We start from the raw sequence: 16,439 nt of genomic DNA on the forward strand, positions 1-16,439 counted from the left end.
TGGAGAAGGAAAAGCCATATACTAAAAAACGAGTTGGTGTATACCAATATCACACCAACTCGTTTCTTTCCTATTTAACTTCTTGCGCCTCGTCCAATTGGTTGCGCAATTTATGACGCTAAATCTTACCACTCGCTGTGCGAGGGAATTTATCCGTCACAAAGAATCGCGCTGGCACCTTATAGTGCGCTAAACGATCACGACCAAACGTTCGTAGACTGGCAAAGTCCATGGCCTCACCTGGCTTGAATGACAAAAAAGCTACCGGTACAGCACCCCAGCGTTCATCTGGGATACCAACTACTGAAATTTGGTCAATCGCCGTCGCTTCACCATAAACCGATTCAATTTCATCCGGGAAGACATTTTCGCCACCAGACGAAATCATATCACCCTCACGACCCTCAACATACAAAAAGCCATCGTCATCCAACCAGCCCATATCACCAGTATCGAACCAGCCATCAACAAATGATTCAGCATATTTATCAGGACGATTCAAATACCCAACCGCCAAAGTCGGTGACTTAATTTGAATGCGACCAACTTGATCCGTCTCTTTCGCCTTTTGAATGCGAACTTCTACCGGGAACAGCGGCTTACCAGCTGAACCCAACTTCTTCGTTGCACTAGCAGCATCCAATGCAATCACTTGTGAAGCCGTCTCCGTCATACCGTATGATTGGACAATTTCAATGCCGGCCGCGGTTGCCTTTTCAAGGGTTGTTAAATCCGTTGGACCACCACCAAGTAGCATCGTGCGGAAACGCTCATGATACTTTGCACCCTCAGATAGTTGCGCCAACAATTGTTTAAGCATAACCGGCACCACTGAAATCGTCGTTACTTGGCCAGTCATCAATTCGGCGTTAATCTTTTCGACATCAAATCGTTCATACAAGCTAACACCCATACCATAAATCAATGAACGCATCATGATTGAAAGTCCGCTGATGTGGAAAATCGGCACTGCCGCTAGCCAGACATCATCCGGCGTTAAACCCAGGTTCAAAGCAGAACCAACCGCTGAATAGAAGTGGTTACCAAAGGTTTGCATAACGCCCTTTGGGTTACCCGTAGTACCTGACGTATACATAATTGACGTCACCTTATCCAGGTCGAAATCCGCCACTGGATCGACGGCGTCAGCGTTCGTTGCCAAAACCTCAGCAAAAGTAACTTGTTTGACCGGTAATTCGCCCTCGAAACGATCATCTTGGATAACAGTCGTAATTGCTGCGTCATCCAATTGGAATGTCATCTCACGCGGTGAAAGTCGACGATTTAGTAAGACAACTGTCTTATCAAGTTGTTGCACCGCCAAAATCATCAAATAGCCTGTTAGATTATTAGGTGTAATCAAAGCGATACGTTCATTATTATCAATGTGTTGCGTGATTTGGCCAGCAATTGTCAAAACGCGTTGACGCATTTCAGCAAAAGTTAGCGTTGTATTTTCAAAGCGCACCGCCATCCGATCCGGCGTCAGCATGGCACGCTTCGTTAGCCAATTTTCCATTGCCATGTCCTTTCAACACAAAGCCCCACATCAGTCTTTCAGCGATGTGGGGCTCGTTTTTTCATTCTAAGGGAACTTAGGGAATTGTGAGAAGTCTGGTTCGCGCTTTTCTAGGAACGCGTTCTTTCCTTCCTTACCTTCATCCGTCGTGTAGTACAACATCGTGGCGTCACCAGCGAATTGTTGCAAGCCAGCCAAACCATCGGTGTCAGCGTTCATCGCTGCCTTGATAAATCGAATAGCAGTTGGTGACTTCTTCAAGATTTCGTTAGCCCACTCCATTGTGGCATCTTCGACTTCAGCCAAAGGTACAACGCGGTTAATCCAGTTCATACTGTAAGCTTCGTCAGCCGTGTAGAACTTCGTCAAGAACCACACTTCCTTAGCACGCTTGTGTCCGATAACACGGGCCAAGTACCCTGAACCATAACCTGCATCAAATGAACCAACCTTAGGACCAGTTTGACCAAACATGGCGTTATCAGCAGCAATCGTCAAATCAGCGACCAATTGCAAGATGTTTCCACCACCAACGGCCCATCCCTTAACCATCGCGATAACTGGCTTTGGAATAATACGAATCAAGTGTTGCAAGTCCAACACGTTCAAACGAGCAATGTGGTCAGGTCCAACGTAACCACCGTTACCTCGAACTGATTGATCACCACCTGATGAAAAGGCCTTGTCACCAGCCCCTGTCAAAATAATTACGCCGATTGACGCATCATCACGGGCGATTGAGAAAGCATCAATCATCTCTTGTACCATCACTGGCGTAAACGCGTTGTGACGAGCAGGGTTGTTCATTGTAACCTTCGCTACAGCATCTGAACGCTCAAACAAAATTTCTGAGTATTCCTTAATCGCTGTCCATTCTACAGTCATGTTAAGTCTCACTTTCTGGTTTCGATATTCTCTATCTCAAATATGTGCTTAATAAATTATAGCTTTTTTCTACTAATTTGGCCAAAGACCCGTTAAACTTATATTTAACACTTTAACCATTTGTGCGATTTCTTGTTCGCCCTAGTTGAAGTTATAATTATATACAAAATAAATACATCCATATATAGGGGTTTCGAATCAAAATGAATGCAATTGAATATTTAAACATTTCTGTTGAAAAAATGTCGGCCGAAGAAGTTATTCTAACCATGCCAATTCGCGATGAAATCAAGCAACCATACGGCATTGTTCACGGCGGCATGAACGCCTTGCTCGCTGAAACAGCCGGCAGCTTCGGCGCTAATATCGGACTCGATAACACAAAGCAAGTACCCGTTGGATTAGACATCCACACGCACCACGTCGCCCAAGCAACCGAAGGTACGTTGCGCGCCATCGCAACACCAATCCACGCCGGTCGCCAAATCCAAACTTGGCGTATCGACACCTACGTCATGGAAACGAATAAGCTAACCTCATCATCAACATTCACTGCGATGATCATTCCAGTTCGCAAGTAGGCATTTCGCAGCAAAAGACGTATAATAACCAACAAAGAAAGAGATTGCGTTGTCACAGTAGCTATAGGTCAAACCCAAGGAGATTTCCCATGAAGGCTTTGTTGATTATTGATTACACAAACGATTTCGTTGCACCAGAAGGACCCCTAACTGCCGGCGAGTCAGCACAAGCACTCGCGCCACGTTTAGTAGAGCTCGCTGATGAATTTTTGGCTAATGGCGATGCCGTTATTTTGCCAACCGATTTACACGTACCAAACGATCCTTATCACCCAGAAACAAAACTTTATCCAGCTCACAACGTCGCCGACACACCCGGTCGTGAATACTACGGCGTCTTAGCGGATTGGGTTGCTGAACACAAGGACGATGATCACGTTTGGATTTATCCAAAAAATCGTTACAGCAGTTTTGCTAATACCGATTTGGATAACTACCTTCGTTCACGCGACATCAAGGACATTCATCTAACAGGTGTCGACACCGACATCTGCATTTTGCACACGGCAGTCGACGCGTACAACTTGAACTACAACATCACCGTTCACGCAGATGGCGTTGCAAGCTTCACACCAACTGGGCACCGCTGGGCACTTTGGCATTTCAAAAATGTATTAGGCGCTACGGTTACACCGGACATCGATTACAATTTGGACTAACAACAAAAAAAGACACGTGAACTGAACCCCAAAAATTGGAGTGAAGTTTAAGCAGATAACTGGTCGGAAAGATTTCGGTATTGAACCGGAGTTTTTCCGGCCAGTTTTGTTTTTATCCGCTTGTTGTTGTAGTAATAGACATAGTTAGTTATGGCGGACTTTAATTCGTCATAGCTTTGATAGTGGTTGTTATGTACCGTTCCTACCTTCAAGATGTGGAAGATACTCTCAGCCATTGCGTTATCTAGGCATGTCGCTTTGCGACTCATGCTTTGGAACACACGGTTAGTCTTTAACCGTGATACATACTCATAATTTTGATACTGGAAACCTTGGTCAGAGTGAATTGTCATTCGATAATTCAACTCTGGTCTGTTTTCTAGCAGCTCATCTAACGGCTGTGTGACAAACTCGACGGTTGGATTTAAATCGATATTCCAAGTGAGAATTTCACCACTATAAACGTCGATATATGCAGTGAAATAAGCACGTTCTGCCATTGTGCCTGATCCCCAGCGAACTTCCGTGACGTCAGTGAGAACCTTCTGATATGGACGGTCCGTTGTGAACCGACGGTTAACACGATTTGGTGATATGTGACCAACAGTGCCAGCGTAAGAATTGTACTTCCGTGTTAAACGTTTGAAAGCAGTACAGAGAAGCCCATTGATCTTCATGATTTTCAGCACAACCTTATGGTTGGTATTGAAGTCACGATTACTAAGTTCTTGTGTGACACGACGATAACCGTAGTCGGGGTTATCGTCACGAATTGATGTAATCGCATCGATCAACTCACGTGGATACTCCTTGTACGCACGCTTGCACGAATCGTGATAACTACTGCTAGACATCTCAGCTACTTGAAGAAGCAACTTTAATTTGCACTTCAATTCTTGCCTTAGCACAGTGATTACTACCGCTTTGTCTTGGTTTGTAATTTTTTCTTTTCCTGTGCTAAGGCCTCTAGTTTTTCCAGATAGGCCACCTTGATGCGAAGTAGTTCGTTCTCTTCTTCAAGCTTCTTAATCTTGTCGTGTTCTTGCTTATTCATGGTTTGGTTCCGCCTTCGTTTATCAGGTTTTAGACGACCGGATTCCAACGCGCGTTCCCACTGCCAAATTTGAGCAGGAGTCCGTATACGGAACTTCTTCGCTGCTACAGGTAGAGAAGCGTGATGTTCTAATCGCCATCTTATAACCTTGATTTTAAAGGAGTATGAATAGTTTGTCTTGCTTCGACTTGGATTATTAAGACCTTCGATCCCAAGCATCTTAATGTTGGTTAGCCAATTAAGAATGGTGGCGTCACCTTTGATTCCAAACTTCTTCCGTATCTGCTTAGGTGGCACGCCTTTCAGATACATACTAACTGCTTCAAGTTGTACTTCCTTTGAAAACATAACAAAACCCCGTAAGTTAGATTTACTCCAACTTACGGGGTTCAGTTCAACGTTCCGTTTGGAACGTGTCTTTTTTCTCTCCCCTCCCCTTCTATATAGAAGAAAAGAGTTTTTTACTTAATACCATAGTGCGCCGCAGCTGCACCAAAATTAAATCGTTGGTAGGTAACCGTTTTGAAACCAGTATCGGTCATCAAATCAGCCAACGCCTTAAACGACATAAATTCTTCTGTCGTCTTTTCGAGATAATTATAAATCCTTATCGTGAGCAAACACCTTACCCATCATTGGCATCACACCCTTGAAGTACATCTTCCAGAAAGGCTTAATTACAGGATTATCTGGTTGAGACGTTTCCAAAACAACCAACTCACCACCTGGCTTCAAGACACGGTACAATTCTTGCAAACCCTTGGCTGTATCAGGCAAGTTACGCAAACCAAATCCGATCGTCACCAAATCAAACGTGTCATCTTCATACGGCAACTCCATTGCATTACCTTGTGTCAACGTCACCCAGTAACTAACACCAGCTGCCACAACTTTTTCACGTGCGACTGCCAACATTTCTGAACTCAAGTCAAAACCAGTCACATGACCTTTTTCACCGAGCTCCTTAGCCAAAGCGATTGTCCAGTCACCCGTCCCAGCTGCCACATCGAGAATTTGGCCGTTTTTTGGCACATTAATTGCAGCCATCGTCTTTGTACGCCAGCTACGGTGCGTTCCCAAACTAATAATGTCGTTCATCTTGTCGTAATCGTGTGCAAGGCCATCAAAGATTCCTTGCACGCGTTGTGGCGCTTTATTCATGTCATTACCCTCAATCGTAGTTGTTCCTTACATTATACAACTATTCAGAGGCAGACCACAGCCCAATCCAATACCAACGTTATACAAAGTCAGCTGACACATCATTTGCATTATGCAAAAAGCCTCAATCAAGTGAATTTATCAAACTCGTTTTAAGCGGTGTATCAAGCAACGTCCGCCACGGCTCAATCGACACAATCGCTGCATCGTAATCCACCACAACCGGTATTTCATCACCCATCGATTGCACCCGCTGTTGGGCTAAATCATCACAACGCACCCAATCATAATCACGTAATCGATACAACCACTGTTCTGGCGGTAGCATAAACATCGGTTTCAGTTGACCATGCAAATAATCATGCGTGTTTTCGATTAATTCAACCGATGGTACCTCCCCTCGCCCACTCAAGGTCGGCACCACAACAACATGGCGGCCAACATCAAAGACATGAATCCCATTCCCACTTGAAAACGGACGACACCACACACGACGAATCCACCCCATCTGGATAACTGCCACACCATAATCCGTCGCATTTCGATGATCACTCCTCGACCATGCCCAATGCCAATACTCACCTTGTTCACGCAACGCTTCATCAACCAACAAAACTGGATTATCCGCCCAAACACGCGTGACACCATCACGCGGCAACACGCCGTTGCCAAATAAAGTCGGCGCACCAGCCGACGCATGCTGCGTCGCATTCAATAAAACAAGTGTCTCAACACCAGCATCTAGCAGATTCTCAACAAACATCTGCCAATCCACATACCCTTGACGTAACTCCCCTAAGTCCACAACCAATAATCGCATCTCAAATCCCCCTTGATCTGTTAAGCTCAGTTTAGAGGAGACAAACGCCGGTATCAAGGCATTTAAGACACGTCTTTTATGCAATTTTGTCATCGAAAACGTCTTAATTAATAGCCCTAACAAAAAACGCACGCGGAAACTCATTCCACGTGCGATTAGTCGTATACCTAACCATTAATACCGTTAATCAATTAACACAGCAGCTGTTGATCTAAACCCAGTCTGCTTTATCACAGCAGCTGTTGGTCTAAAACACCTGACTTCAGTCAGGCGCAAGACCAAAGACGCACCTGATAAGGGCGACTTGGTCACGTCGTAGGTCTAAAAACCTCCGACATTCCCAGTCTACTTTATAAATCGCTTAGGCGACCCCACTTTGGACGTTCTGCATCTTCGGCAGCTTCCTCCGCAGCCTCTTCAGCTTGATCAGCGTAGTACATTTCGGCTAAATAATCATCAGCCGGCGCCTCAGGTTTAACTGGTGCTTGGGCACCGTTTTCAACTGCAAGCACTTCACCAAGCACCTCATACAACTTCACGATTTCATCGTGGGTCAACGTCAAACCCTTACCCATTTTGCTACCGTCAGGCGACCATGTACGCAAGTCAAACTTCGGCGTATTGTCGCCCCACTGTACAAAGTTTAATTGCATTTCCCAACCGCTTTTGCTCGTTGAGAGAACGCCAAATTTTTCAAGGACATCATACTTCAAATCAGCCATTTTCACCCTCACTTTTGCTTGTAACGCCTGTAACAGGCAGTTTTTGTAACGTTAATTGTATTATACAAAATCCAGGTCATGCGCAATCGGCGTTTGCATGAGCGTTTTAACTGTCTCGAGCTCACGTGTCTGAGCCAGCACCCACATTAACTTCGCCACAATTGCTTCTGTGTTCATATCACCGGCCGTAATCCCACCAGCGTCTGCCACTTTCTTTCCCACTTCATAGAGGTAAATATCCTGACCCTCTTCCAAAATTTGGGTCGTAATAATAACCGGAATATCCGCTGCGATCAACTTCTCGATACCCGGAATTAGGTTACGTCGCTCAAACGGCAACCCACCATTTCCAAAACTCTCAATGATAACACCATGAACATGGGCAGCCAAATAATCGAAGATATCAGCCGTCAATCCAGGAAAAGCTTTCAACACAAACACATTTGGATCCAATGAAATACTTGGCGTTAACACCGGTTCTTCTGGCTCTGGTTGATACAACGGTACCATGTTACCCTCGGACACACTGGCAATATATGGGTAGTTGATACTCTCAAAAGCATCATAGCTCTTTGACTTCGTCTTTACTGCACGCGTCCCAGCCATTACCAGGCCATTAAAGACCAGATAAACACCCTGCAAGTCTGTTTGACTGGCAAAAGTTAACGCATCGTGCAAATTGCGCACAGCGTCCGTCTCAACCATTCCCAGTGGTACTTGCGACCCAGTTAACACAACAGGCTTATCAAACCCATAGAGGAGGTATGAGAGGCCTGCTGCCGTATATCCCATCGTATCTGTACCATGGGTAATAATAAAGGCATCATAGTTATCATGATGTTGTTGAATGCGTGTCGCTAAATCCAGCCAATCTTCCGGTTGCATATTGGTCGAGTCCTTACTCATGACACTTTCAACCGATAGATTAACACCTGGGCGTCGTTCAAAATAACCAATCAACGTTTCAGCATCGAGACCTGGCGCCAATCCGTTCTCTGTTTTGGTCGACGCAATTGTGCCACCCGTTGTTAATACAAGGACGTCTTTCATTGACCTACCCTCCCCTACTTCACTTATTTATTCACTCATTATCGCACAGGTTATCCTGTCCGCCCAATTTATTTTCACATCAGTGCCATGCAAAAAGGGCGAGTCGCAACTATGCGACTCGCCCTTCTATTTAACTTACATTAACCCTTGTTACTGTGCTTAGCACCGTACAAGACATAAACAATCGCTCCGATGACAACCCATCCAAGCGCCAAAATCAACGCATCCTTGTTCAATGAGAAGAACAATCCTAATGAAGCAAGCGCTGAAATGATTGGCAATACTGGGTACCAAGGCATCTTATAGCCTGAGTGATCAATATCTTCACGCTTACGCAACTTCAAAATACCAACTGAAGCAACGATAAAGGCAATCAACGTACCAGCTGAGACCAAGTTAGCCAACATACCAACTGGGAAGACAGCACCCAAGATAACACCCAAGACCGTCAAAACCACCGTCGCGTTAAATGGCAAACCACGTGAATCCAACTTTGCGAATGCTTGTGGCATCAAACCATCACGACCGAATGAGTAAACCAAACGTGATCCACCGATCATCAAGGCAATCAAACCTGAGAACATTCCGACCAAGGCCACCACTGAAAGCAAGTTAGCTGTGAACAAGTGACCTGACTCACGCAATGCCCAAGCAGCAGGCTCAGCGTTGTTTGCGTACTTCGTGTACTTGTACATACCAGTCAAGACACCCGCAACACCAACGAACAAGGCCGTTGCGATCAACAACGTACCAATAATGGCACGTGGCATCGTGCGTTGCGCATCCTTAACTTCGGCTGAGTTAGCTGCAATTGTGTCAAATCCGATGTAAGCGAAGAAGACTTGTGCTGCACCCATGAAGATACCGTGGACACCACCAAAGTTCGTACCAGGTACGTGCTTTGGTACGAATGGCAACCAGTTTTGCAATTGAATTGCCGTGGCACCAACAACGATGAACAAGACGATAACCGCAATCTTACCGATAACCAACCAGTTTTCGATCTTGGCTGCCCCCTTAACACCACGTGATACCAAGTGACCAACAACCAACAATGACAAAGCACCGAATAAGTCGAACCAAGTACCGTTACCAGCGTTAAATGATGCCGTTAGCGCCTTAGGAAGAGCAATCCCAAATCCTGATAAGAATCCTTGGAAATAAGATGACCATGATGCTGAAATCAACGCCAAGGCAATCAAGTACTCCGCCAAAACAGCCCATCCTGACAACCAACCAACGAACTCACCGTAAATAACATTTGCCCATGAGTAGATTGATCCGGCAAATGGCATTGCAGAAGCAAATTCTGAATATGCCAACGCTGACAAACCAGCGATAACAGCGGCGATTACGAATGACAAGACAACCGCAGGACCTGCATAATCAGCAGCCACGATTCCAGGCATTGTAAAGATACCAGCCCCAACAACAGTTCCAACACCCATGGCAATCATCTCACGCATGCCAAGGACTGGCTTCAAATGACCATCCTTGTCAGCGTAATTTTGCGGGTCTTCCTTTCGCGCCATGCGCGAGAACAAACTCTTTTGTTCCATAAAAACTCCTCGTTTCACTACTAAAACTAATAACCTAAAACACTATTATTGCACTCTAAATAATTAAAAAATGATGTGATTATTCTACATTTAAAACCGTTTACTGTCAACATAATTAGGCACCAGAAACGCCTAATTCTCGGATATTTCCGACTTTTTATTAAATATTTTTCATAAAAACGTTTAACCGTCTGAGAAATTTTACGCGCCTTTTTAGCTTGCACACTAAAAGTAATAATGATAAACTTCTAATTATTAAGTACAGAAAGGGTGGTCGTCATCATGATGAACGATTTCATTAACGCAAATCAACTTGTTGGTATGACAACCACCACCTCAACCACCATTTTTGCTGGTTGGGATATTTAATGTGCTGTTAACAAACGATATTAACAGACCGTCCAACCAGTTCGACACCCCATTGCGGTGCGCGTTCGGTTGGACGGTCTTTTTGTATACACAGAGGAGAACAGGAATATGGCAGATAAAAAACCAGAGGAAGTGCAGCTTAAGCGCTCCCTGACGTCAAATCAAATGCAGATGATTGCCCTTGGTGGCACAATCGGAGTCGGACTCTTTATGGGATCGACTTCTACCATTAAGTGGACTGGACCTTCAGTTTTGCTAGCATACGCATTCGTCGGGTTGCTTCTTTACCTCGTGATGCGCGCCTTGGGTGAGATGATTTTCATTAACCCAACGACCGGTTCATTTGCCGATTATGCAACTAATTATATTCACCCGTTGGCTGGTTACCTAACCAAGTGGAGTAACGTCTTCCAATATATCGTGGTTGGTATTAGTGAAGTCATTGCCGTTAGTACGTATTTGAATTACTGGTGGCCAAACCTCCCCGGCTGGGTTTCCGGCATCGTGGTCATCGCCACGTTGACACTGGCGAACCTTGCTTCCGCTAAAGCATACGGTACGATGGAGTTCTACTTCGCAATGATTAAGGTGGTGACGATTATTTTGATGATTGTCATCGGTGTGATGGTTATCTTCCTAGGTCTAGGTAACCACTGGCACGCTATCGGTCTTTCAAACCTCTGGTCACACGGTGGTTTCTTCACCGGCGGTGTAAAGGGATTCATCTTCTCACTTTCAATTATCGTGGGTTCATATCAAGGAATCGAAGTGCTTGGTATCACTGCTGGTGAAGCGGCTGATCCACGTAACGCCATCGTTAAGTCAGTTAAGTCGGTTGTTTGGCGTATCTTGATTTTTTACATCGGGGCCATTTTCGTTATCGTGACGATTTACCCTTGGAACCAATTGGCCGCTGTTGGTTCACCATTCGTTGAGACGTTCTCAAAGGTTGGTATCGCTGGTGCCGCAGGAATCATTAACTTCGTTGTTTTGACGGCTGCCATGTCAGGTGCTAACTCTGGTATCTACAGTTCAAGCCGTATGTTGTACAAGTTGTCTCGTGACAACGAAACATCAGGCATCTTCCAAAAGTTGTCTTCACATCAAGTACCTTACGTTTCAATCTTGGGAATTTCAGGTGGTATCTTGCTTGGTTTGATTTTGAACACAGTGCTATCAATCTACAGTAAGTCTACGGCGAACATCTTTGTGCTTGTTTATAGCTCAAGTGTTTTGCCTGGTATGGTGCCTTGGTTCGTTATTTTGTGGTCAGAATTGTCATTCCGCCGTTCAAACAAAGAACTGCTGAAGGATCACCCATTCAAAATGCCACTTTATCCACTATCAAATTACTTTGCCATCTTCGCCTTGTTGCTAATCGTTGTCTTCATGTTCATCAATCCTGAGACGCGTATCTCAGTTATGATTGGTGCCGGATTCTTGATTTTGCTATCAATTTTCTTCTTCGCTACGAATAAGCACCAGCGAGTTGCTGAATAACTAAAAAACAACGCCTTACGTATGTAAGGCGTTGTTTTTTTAGTACCCGTTAACCACTGTCCAAGTTAACGTGGTCTGGTAACTACCAGGCATGAAATTATTACCGTTAGCATACAGTCTCAGGCCGTCATTTTTCTGCCAACTAATTGCTGACAATGCTTGCCCCGCGTTTGTTTGGCCAATCTGTACCCCATCACTCTCCAACGTTGTGAAGTTACCATTCTCATAGTAACGTAACTTCGATGGTAAGACGGCATTGATATTATCCATCATCTTGAACGGTGCATCTTGGCTAACAAATACCTTGAGCGCTGATTTGTCACGACGGGTGTCTTTCACATCAACAACTGTATTTGGCGCATTCGTCGCATCCGTGCGATCGAATACTTGGTCTGTATTCACAAACGGATGCGCACCATAATCAATGTTTTTCGGCGTGAATTTGAGCATATTATCAGTGTAATTAATTGTCATGTTAGTTCCGTTAGTCGTAAATTTCGTCCCGTCCGGATTGTTTCCCGATACAAACGGCAACGTGTCAAAGGAAGGTTGCTTACCACCAGCATCCCCAATTGTCACGTCAGCGGTAAACTTAAGACTTCCTGGACCAACAAAGTTAACATTATTTACGAACACAACATCAGTGGTACCTTGGTGCGTCACCGTATAATCAGTGCCAGCTGTGAGCGTCTTATCACCTAGCTGTACCTGATTGAACACTGTACCCGCCGGCACTTCGAAGCGATAAACACCATTCGTCATTGATGATGCCTCAGCAGTATTTTTAATATCCGTCACATACCGAACTTGATCACCCGGCAAGACACTGTTAATAGTTGTGTTGGCCGTATTGTGATCATCCGGATACGTCGTATTAAACAACTGATTTTGAATAGTCAGCGTAACTGGATTTGCATTTTCCTGCTTCTGAACATTCACAATCGCATCATTTGATAACAAAGTCGTCGGTGACACGTAGTAATTTGAGCCGGTTGCCAAAGCGGTATTACGCAAGGCAACATCCTCATTCACCGTCACCTTGGTTTGAACCGTCTTCGTTACCCGACCATCCACCGGAACATCACCAACCGATAGTTGAATGTGTTTTTGTCCATCCAACGTCGTAATGCCATCTGGTAAATCATCGTTGATTTCAACATCTTCCCAGGTATTTCCAAGTCCATTCAACTTTGAATTTTTAACCACAAATTGATACTCTAACGTATCACCAACTTTTGCCGTTGTACTATCTTTAAACTCAGTCTCACCAGCCGTTACATTGCGAACCAGCTTCGTTAAATTAGGTTGCTGAATAACTTCTGTATAAGCAACGGCTCCAATCATTGATTCAGCTCCAGTTGAACCACTAAATCCCCAGTAGACATTACCATTACCAAATTGCGATAGTTTGACTGTGTGGTCTCCCACATTTGCGCCATCAAATGTCGTATTCATCGTCCCTTGACCAGTCGATGTGTTCGGCGTCCATGTAATAACAACAGAGTGCCATTTCGCATCATTCATATTAGCCTTAAAAGGCGAATAGTGCTTCATATACTTCTTACCGCCACCAAAGAAGCCAGTACTACCATACTCATCAGGATGGACGTATGCGACGTGACCTGATCGCCCAAGTTGATTAACAACTTGCGAATCACTATAGTCCGCGTTGGGATAGGGGTCAAATTCCACACTTAGGGCATTGCGAATATAACCACTGTAAGTGCTATTACGAATCGTTCCATAGACACCCAGACTTTCACCGTTCTGACCAAGCGCAGTTGGCCCCTGACCTTGCAAGGTGAACGTTAGTCCGTCGGCACCTCCTGCCATATAGATATAGAACTTGGTCTGAAAGGGCTTATTAATATTGACGGGATTTTTATACCACATGGTTTCATAGGTACTTTTTGTCCCGTCAGAAATGATTTGCATGTTGCGATACTGATCATCCTGTTTCGGCGTGTAACCATTGATATAAAAATTTCCAGCCACGTTCGGACCTGATGACGGTGGTGCCGGCACAACACCTGCTGCCTTAACATCGTTAGACTGCGTATCCGTTAGCCCCGGCGCTAGTCCTACCGGCACACCAATGAATCCCAGCAACACAGCAGCCAACATCACCATCGTTCGCAGCCGGCCATGTTTATGCTCCATCACGGCTCCTCCTTTTCACTAAGTAATATTCACCACCAGCAATACCAGTCACGAGCAGCCCGCCACCCCAATAATAAGGCGTCCAATTATGCTTTTCGGGTTTATCCGTCGTACCCGGCGATGGTTTTATATTATTAAACGCTACCGTTTTTTCTTGATCATCCTTTTTAAACGTCACAGTTGCTTTGGTAAACGCATCTGGACGGCCATCTACTGGCAAAAACAGCTTAAATGGCGACTTCGGCGCGATTGTAATTGGCTGCAACGTCTTTTCAGCAACTTTCTTGTTGTGGTTATATAACGTCAACGTTGCCTGAACCCCAGTCAACAACTGCGCTGTATCATTGTCGAATTTAAATTCGTAACCTCGCTTAGTTGTCGTGAAAACATCAGCCACATTGGTGACATCAAGACCGCTTACAGCCGTCGTTTCAGTTTCACTTGTCGCCATCACGATACTAGTAATGAGTGAGATATTATTTTTAATATCATTCTTTGATGACTGGGCTAACTCTGTCACACGTAAACCGCCAATCTTCACCCCGTCAAATGGTTCTTGATCCGTTTTTAAATGAAACGTGATATGTTTCGTTTCATTTGGTGCGATGGTCCCCGTTTGTTTTGGTTTATCAGTCAACTTACGAATACCTTGACGCTTGTCGGTATCACGATATACTAGTTGCCCATTCTGATTTGTATAGGCATCTTCTATCTCTGCTTGATAGCGGCGCTTTTCAGTCCCCGTATTCGTGATATCAGCTTCAACAGTATAGTCATGGTCCGCTTCATAGTGAAAACTATAAATATTCGGCTTTGCCTGCGACACTGATTCGCTAATGACAGGCGTGACGGTTAAATCCTGACCTTTCAGCGTTGTCGCCGACACATTAGCCCCCAGTAACAATCCCAATAAACAGCTAAGGCTCAAAATCCCCCATTTCTTCATCGCTACTGTCATTTTTCTTGCTTTTTATCGCGAGTCAAATACCAGGCATAACCCATTGACCCAATTAAAATCACAACCAGCGTCGAAACGCCGCCCTTCATCATGGCGCTCGTCTCTGGCAATTGTGTTTGTTCAACGATGACAGTTGGTCGATTACTGTTGCTTAAATCATCTTCAGAGCTTTGTGTTTGACTCTGATCAGCTGTTTTATTTTTTACACCAACACCGGCATCTGAATGACCATACGTTTCTGCATGCATCGTATTAACTGGTGCCGCCAACAGCGCTAGTGATAGGATCCCTGACAATAGCATCCCCACTTTTTTACGCATCATTCCTCCTCCTTTAAAACTTAACTTGCTTGATTCTGTTCCGCCTTCTTTTTACGGTGGATGTAGTACCAAATTGCCAAAATCAAAATAATCAAAATAACGGCCAAGATAATCCACTTAATCCATGGGTTGTAGTGATCATTAATCACAACTGCATCTGCAATATCAACCGTAAAGTCCTTCTCTAACGTCCAATGGTGTCCATCAGCTGTTTGTACTTCGGCTTTGTAGTGATAGTCTCCAGGCTTAATCGTCTTCTTGCCCCAATTATTGGTGAACTTGAAACTAGAATTTGGCGCCATGCTCAACCCAGTTTCCGTCGTCTTACCCATCACTTTGCCATCATCTTTAGTCGTAATCGTGGCGTTCACCGTCATATCACTGATAATGGCTGGCTTGATATTCTTGTAAACCGACTTCACCTTAATATCTGTGCCAACACGACCGGCTTTAATTTCACCCAACTTCAAATCAGACTCAGCTGTTTTGTCTTCTTCTTTCAAAACAACCGACATCGTGTAAGCAAACTTATTCTTTACGCTCACACCTTTGTGGGTTAACGGATTTTCTTCAGTCGCTGACTTTACTAATAAACCACCTACCACAACACCTTCAAACGGCTTCTTTGGTGTCGTAAACGTAAACGGCACTTCCACAATTTCGTTAGCGGGAATCGTGACGGTCTTTTTGTGATCCGCCTTGCGAACAATATTGCGGAACTTCACCGGTGCCGTAGTCGTTTTAGGTGCTTTTACACGATCAATCGACAAAACGCCCAAATCAGCCGTGTATGATGTCGTTGGCTGAATCGTTACTTTTTGATCTTCCTTAGATAAATTAGCGATCTTAAGTTTGATGGTTTCTTTTTGACCAGGTGTTACCTTTAAATTAAAAATACCGTTCTGCGCAATTTGATTTTCTGGATATACCGGCGCAATCGCTATTTCTGATGTCCCGGTTGCATGAGCGGTTACCGCACTAAACGGGAACACAAGCAACATCGCTAACACCATAAATAGCGGCTTCAATAAACGCTTAAACGTCATTGTCATGATGGTTATTTTTCTCCCTCTGTATCAGTTTCACCCCTAAATAAACAAAAGGACCCTTATTCAGGGTCCC

15 protein-coding genes and 1 pseudogene are annotated in these 16,439 nt (G+C 44.6%); 3 read left to right on the plus strand and 13 right to left on the minus strand.

The window, feature by feature from the left end:
• Window positions 1-118: 118 nt before the first annotated feature.
• A complete protein-coding gene (locus tag OIT45_RS04940; protein WP_264339896.1) occupies window positions 119-1,519 on the minus strand; it encodes an o-succinylbenzoate--CoA ligase in 1,401 nt (466 codons plus the stop codon).
• A 66-nt stretch (window positions 1,520-1,585) separates the two neighbouring features.
• Window positions 1,586-2,404 (minus strand): 1,4-dihydroxy-2-naphthoyl-CoA synthase, encoded by an 819-nt coding sequence (gene menB, locus OIT45_RS04945; RefSeq protein ID WP_004560163.1) that lies wholly within the window; start codon window positions 2,402-2,404, stop codon window positions 1,586-1,588.
• 203 nt (window positions 2,405-2,607) lie between these two features.
• Here menB and OIT45_RS04950 point away from each other — a divergent pair, with 203 nt between their 5' ends.
• A complete protein-coding gene (locus tag OIT45_RS04950; RefSeq protein WP_135797044.1) occupies window positions 2,608-2,985 on the plus strand; it encodes a PaaI family thioesterase in 378 nt (125 codons plus the stop codon).
• A gap of 89 nt (window positions 2,986-3,074) precedes the next feature.
• Window positions 3,075-3,644 carry a cysteine hydrolase family protein gene (locus tag OIT45_RS04955; RefSeq protein ID WP_135797043.1) on the plus strand — a complete coding sequence of 190 codons (570 nt, stop codon included), beginning with the start codon at window positions 3,075-3,077 and terminating at the stop codon, window positions 3,642-3,644.
• A gap of 47 nt (window positions 3,645-3,691) precedes the next feature.
• Here OIT45_RS04955 and OIT45_RS04960 read toward each other — a convergent pair whose 3' ends face one another.
• From OIT45_RS04960 to OIT45_RS04990, 7 genes and pseudogenes are all read right to left on the minus strand, one after another.
• On the minus strand, window positions 3,692-4,552 hold the full coding sequence (locus OIT45_RS04960; protein ID WP_264329962.1) for an IS3 family transposase: 861 nt from the start codon (window positions 4,550-4,552) through the stop codon (window positions 3,692-3,694).
• Between the two features lie 8 nt (window positions 4,553-4,560).
• Window positions 4,561-5,046 carry a helix-turn-helix domain-containing protein gene (locus OIT45_RS04965; protein ID WP_264329904.1) on the minus strand — a complete coding sequence of 162 codons (486 nt, stop codon included), beginning with the start codon at window positions 5,044-5,046 and terminating at the stop codon, window positions 4,561-4,563.
• A gap of 113 nt (window positions 5,047-5,159) precedes the next feature.
• Window positions 5,160-5,859: pseudogene (locus OIT45_RS04970) on the minus strand (demethylmenaquinone methyltransferase).
• 124 nt (window positions 5,860-5,983) lie between these two features.
• Window positions 5,984-6,679: a hypothetical protein gene (locus tag OIT45_RS04975; protein WP_199404964.1), complete on the minus strand. Its 696-nt coding sequence runs from the start codon at window positions 6,677-6,679 to the stop codon at window positions 5,984-5,986.
• Between the two features lie 350 nt (window positions 6,680-7,029).
• Window positions 7,030-7,401: a YdbC family protein gene (locus OIT45_RS04980; RefSeq protein ID WP_161690173.1), complete on the minus strand. Its 372-nt coding sequence runs from the start codon at window positions 7,399-7,401 to the stop codon at window positions 7,030-7,032.
• A gap of 60 nt (window positions 7,402-7,461) precedes the next feature.
• Entirely contained in the window at window positions 7,462-8,451 is a 990-nt protein-coding gene (locus OIT45_RS04985) for an asparaginase (RefSeq protein WP_199404963.1), read from the minus strand.
• 140 nt (window positions 8,452-8,591) lie between these two features.
• The gene (locus OIT45_RS04990) at window positions 8,592-10,010 is read right to left on the minus strand and encodes an APC family permease (RefSeq protein ID WP_135797038.1); all 1,419 of its coding nucleotides are present in this window, start codon (window positions 10,008-10,010) and stop codon (window positions 8,592-8,594) included.
• A gap of 477 nt (window positions 10,011-10,487) precedes the next feature.
• Here OIT45_RS04990 and OIT45_RS04995 point away from each other — a divergent pair, with 477 nt between their 5' ends.
• Window positions 10,488-11,879 (plus strand): amino acid permease, encoded by a 1,392-nt coding sequence (locus OIT45_RS04995; protein WP_199404962.1) that lies wholly within the window; start codon window positions 10,488-10,490, stop codon window positions 11,877-11,879.
• Between the two features lie 39 nt (window positions 11,880-11,918).
• Here OIT45_RS04995 and OIT45_RS05000 read toward each other — a convergent pair whose 3' ends face one another.
• Genes OIT45_RS05000 through OIT45_RS05015 form a run of 4 tightly spaced genes read right to left on the minus strand, consistent with a single transcriptional unit; the run spans window position 11,919 to window position 16,369 of the window.
• A complete protein-coding gene (locus OIT45_RS05000) occupies window positions 11,919-14,039 on the minus strand; it encodes an L-type lectin-domain containing protein (RefSeq protein ID WP_264329965.1) in 2,121 nt (706 codons plus the stop codon).
• Window positions 14,029-14,997: a WxL protein peptidoglycan domain-containing protein gene (locus OIT45_RS05005; protein WP_199405011.1), complete on the minus strand. Its 969-nt coding sequence runs from the start codon at window positions 14,995-14,997 to the stop codon at window positions 14,029-14,031. Before OIT45_RS05005 ends, OIT45_RS05000 begins: the two co-directional genes overlap by 11 nt.
• Window positions 14,994-15,320, minus strand: coding sequence for a hypothetical protein (locus tag OIT45_RS05010; protein ID WP_199405010.1), 327 nt, complete (start codon window positions 15,318-15,320; stop codon window positions 14,994-14,996). The genes OIT45_RS05005 and OIT45_RS05010 overlap by 4 nt, the downstream gene beginning before the upstream one ends.
• Before the next feature lie 17 nt (window positions 15,321-15,337).
• Window positions 15,338-16,369: a DUF916 and DUF3324 domain-containing protein gene (locus OIT45_RS05015; RefSeq protein WP_264330361.1), complete on the minus strand. Its 1,032-nt coding sequence runs from the start codon at window positions 16,367-16,369 to the stop codon at window positions 15,338-15,340.
• Window positions 16,370-16,439: the final 70 nt, after the last annotated feature.

Origin of the sequence: Weissella sp. LMG 11983 (assembly GCF_025908495.1) — a bacterium.
Lineage (GTDB): Bacteria > Bacillota > Bacilli > Lactobacillales > Lactobacillaceae > Weissella > Weissella fermenti.

Coding starts and splice junctions, on each gene's coding strand:
- OIT45_RS04940 (WP_264339896.1), bottom strand. CDS start 1,519: ATGGAAAATTGGCTAACGAAGCGTGCCATGCTGACGCCGGATCGGATG.
- menB (WP_004560163.1), bottom strand. CDS start 2,404: ATGACTGTAGAATGGACAGCGATTAAGGAATACTCAGAAATTTTGTTT.
- OIT45_RS04950 (WP_135797044.1), top strand. CDS start 2,608: ATGAATGCAATTGAATATTTAAACATTTCTGTTGAAAAAATGTCGGCC.
- OIT45_RS04955 (WP_135797043.1), top strand. CDS start 3,075: ATGAAGGCTTTGTTGATTATTGATTACACAAACGATTTCGTTGCACCA.
- OIT45_RS04965 (WP_264329904.1), bottom strand. CDS start 5,046: ATGTTTTCAAAGGAAGTACAACTTGAAGCAGTTAGTATGTATCTGAAA.
- OIT45_RS04975 (WP_199404964.1), bottom strand. CDS start 6,679: ATGCGATTATTGGTTGTGGACTTAGGGGAGTTACGTCAAGGGTATGTG.
- OIT45_RS04980 (WP_161690173.1), bottom strand. CDS start 7,401: ATGGCTGATTTGAAGTATGATGTCCTTGAAAAATTTGGCGTTCTCTCA.
- OIT45_RS04985 (WP_199404963.1), bottom strand. CDS start 8,451: ATGAAAGACGTCCTTGTATTAACAACGGGTGGCACAATTGCGTCGACC.
- OIT45_RS04990 (WP_135797038.1), bottom strand. CDS start 10,010: ATGGAACAAAAGAGTTTGTTCTCGCGCATGGCGCGAAAGGAAGACCCG.
- OIT45_RS04995 (WP_199404962.1), top strand. CDS start 10,488: ATGGCAGATAAAAAACCAGAGGAAGTGCAGCTTAAGCGCTCCCTGACG.
- OIT45_RS05000 (WP_264329965.1), bottom strand. CDS start 14,039: ATGGAGCATAAACATGGCCGGCTGCGAACGATGGTGATGTTGGCTGCT.
- OIT45_RS05005 (WP_199405011.1), bottom strand. CDS start 14,997: ATGACAGTAGCGATGAAGAAATGGGGGATTTTGAGCCTTAGCTGTTTA.
- OIT45_RS05010 (WP_199405010.1), bottom strand. CDS start 15,320: ATGATGCGTAAAAAAGTGGGGATGCTATTGTCAGGGATCCTATCACTA.
- OIT45_RS05015 (WP_264330361.1), bottom strand. CDS start 16,369: ATGACAATGACGTTTAAGCGTTTATTGAAGCCGCTATTTATGGTGTTA.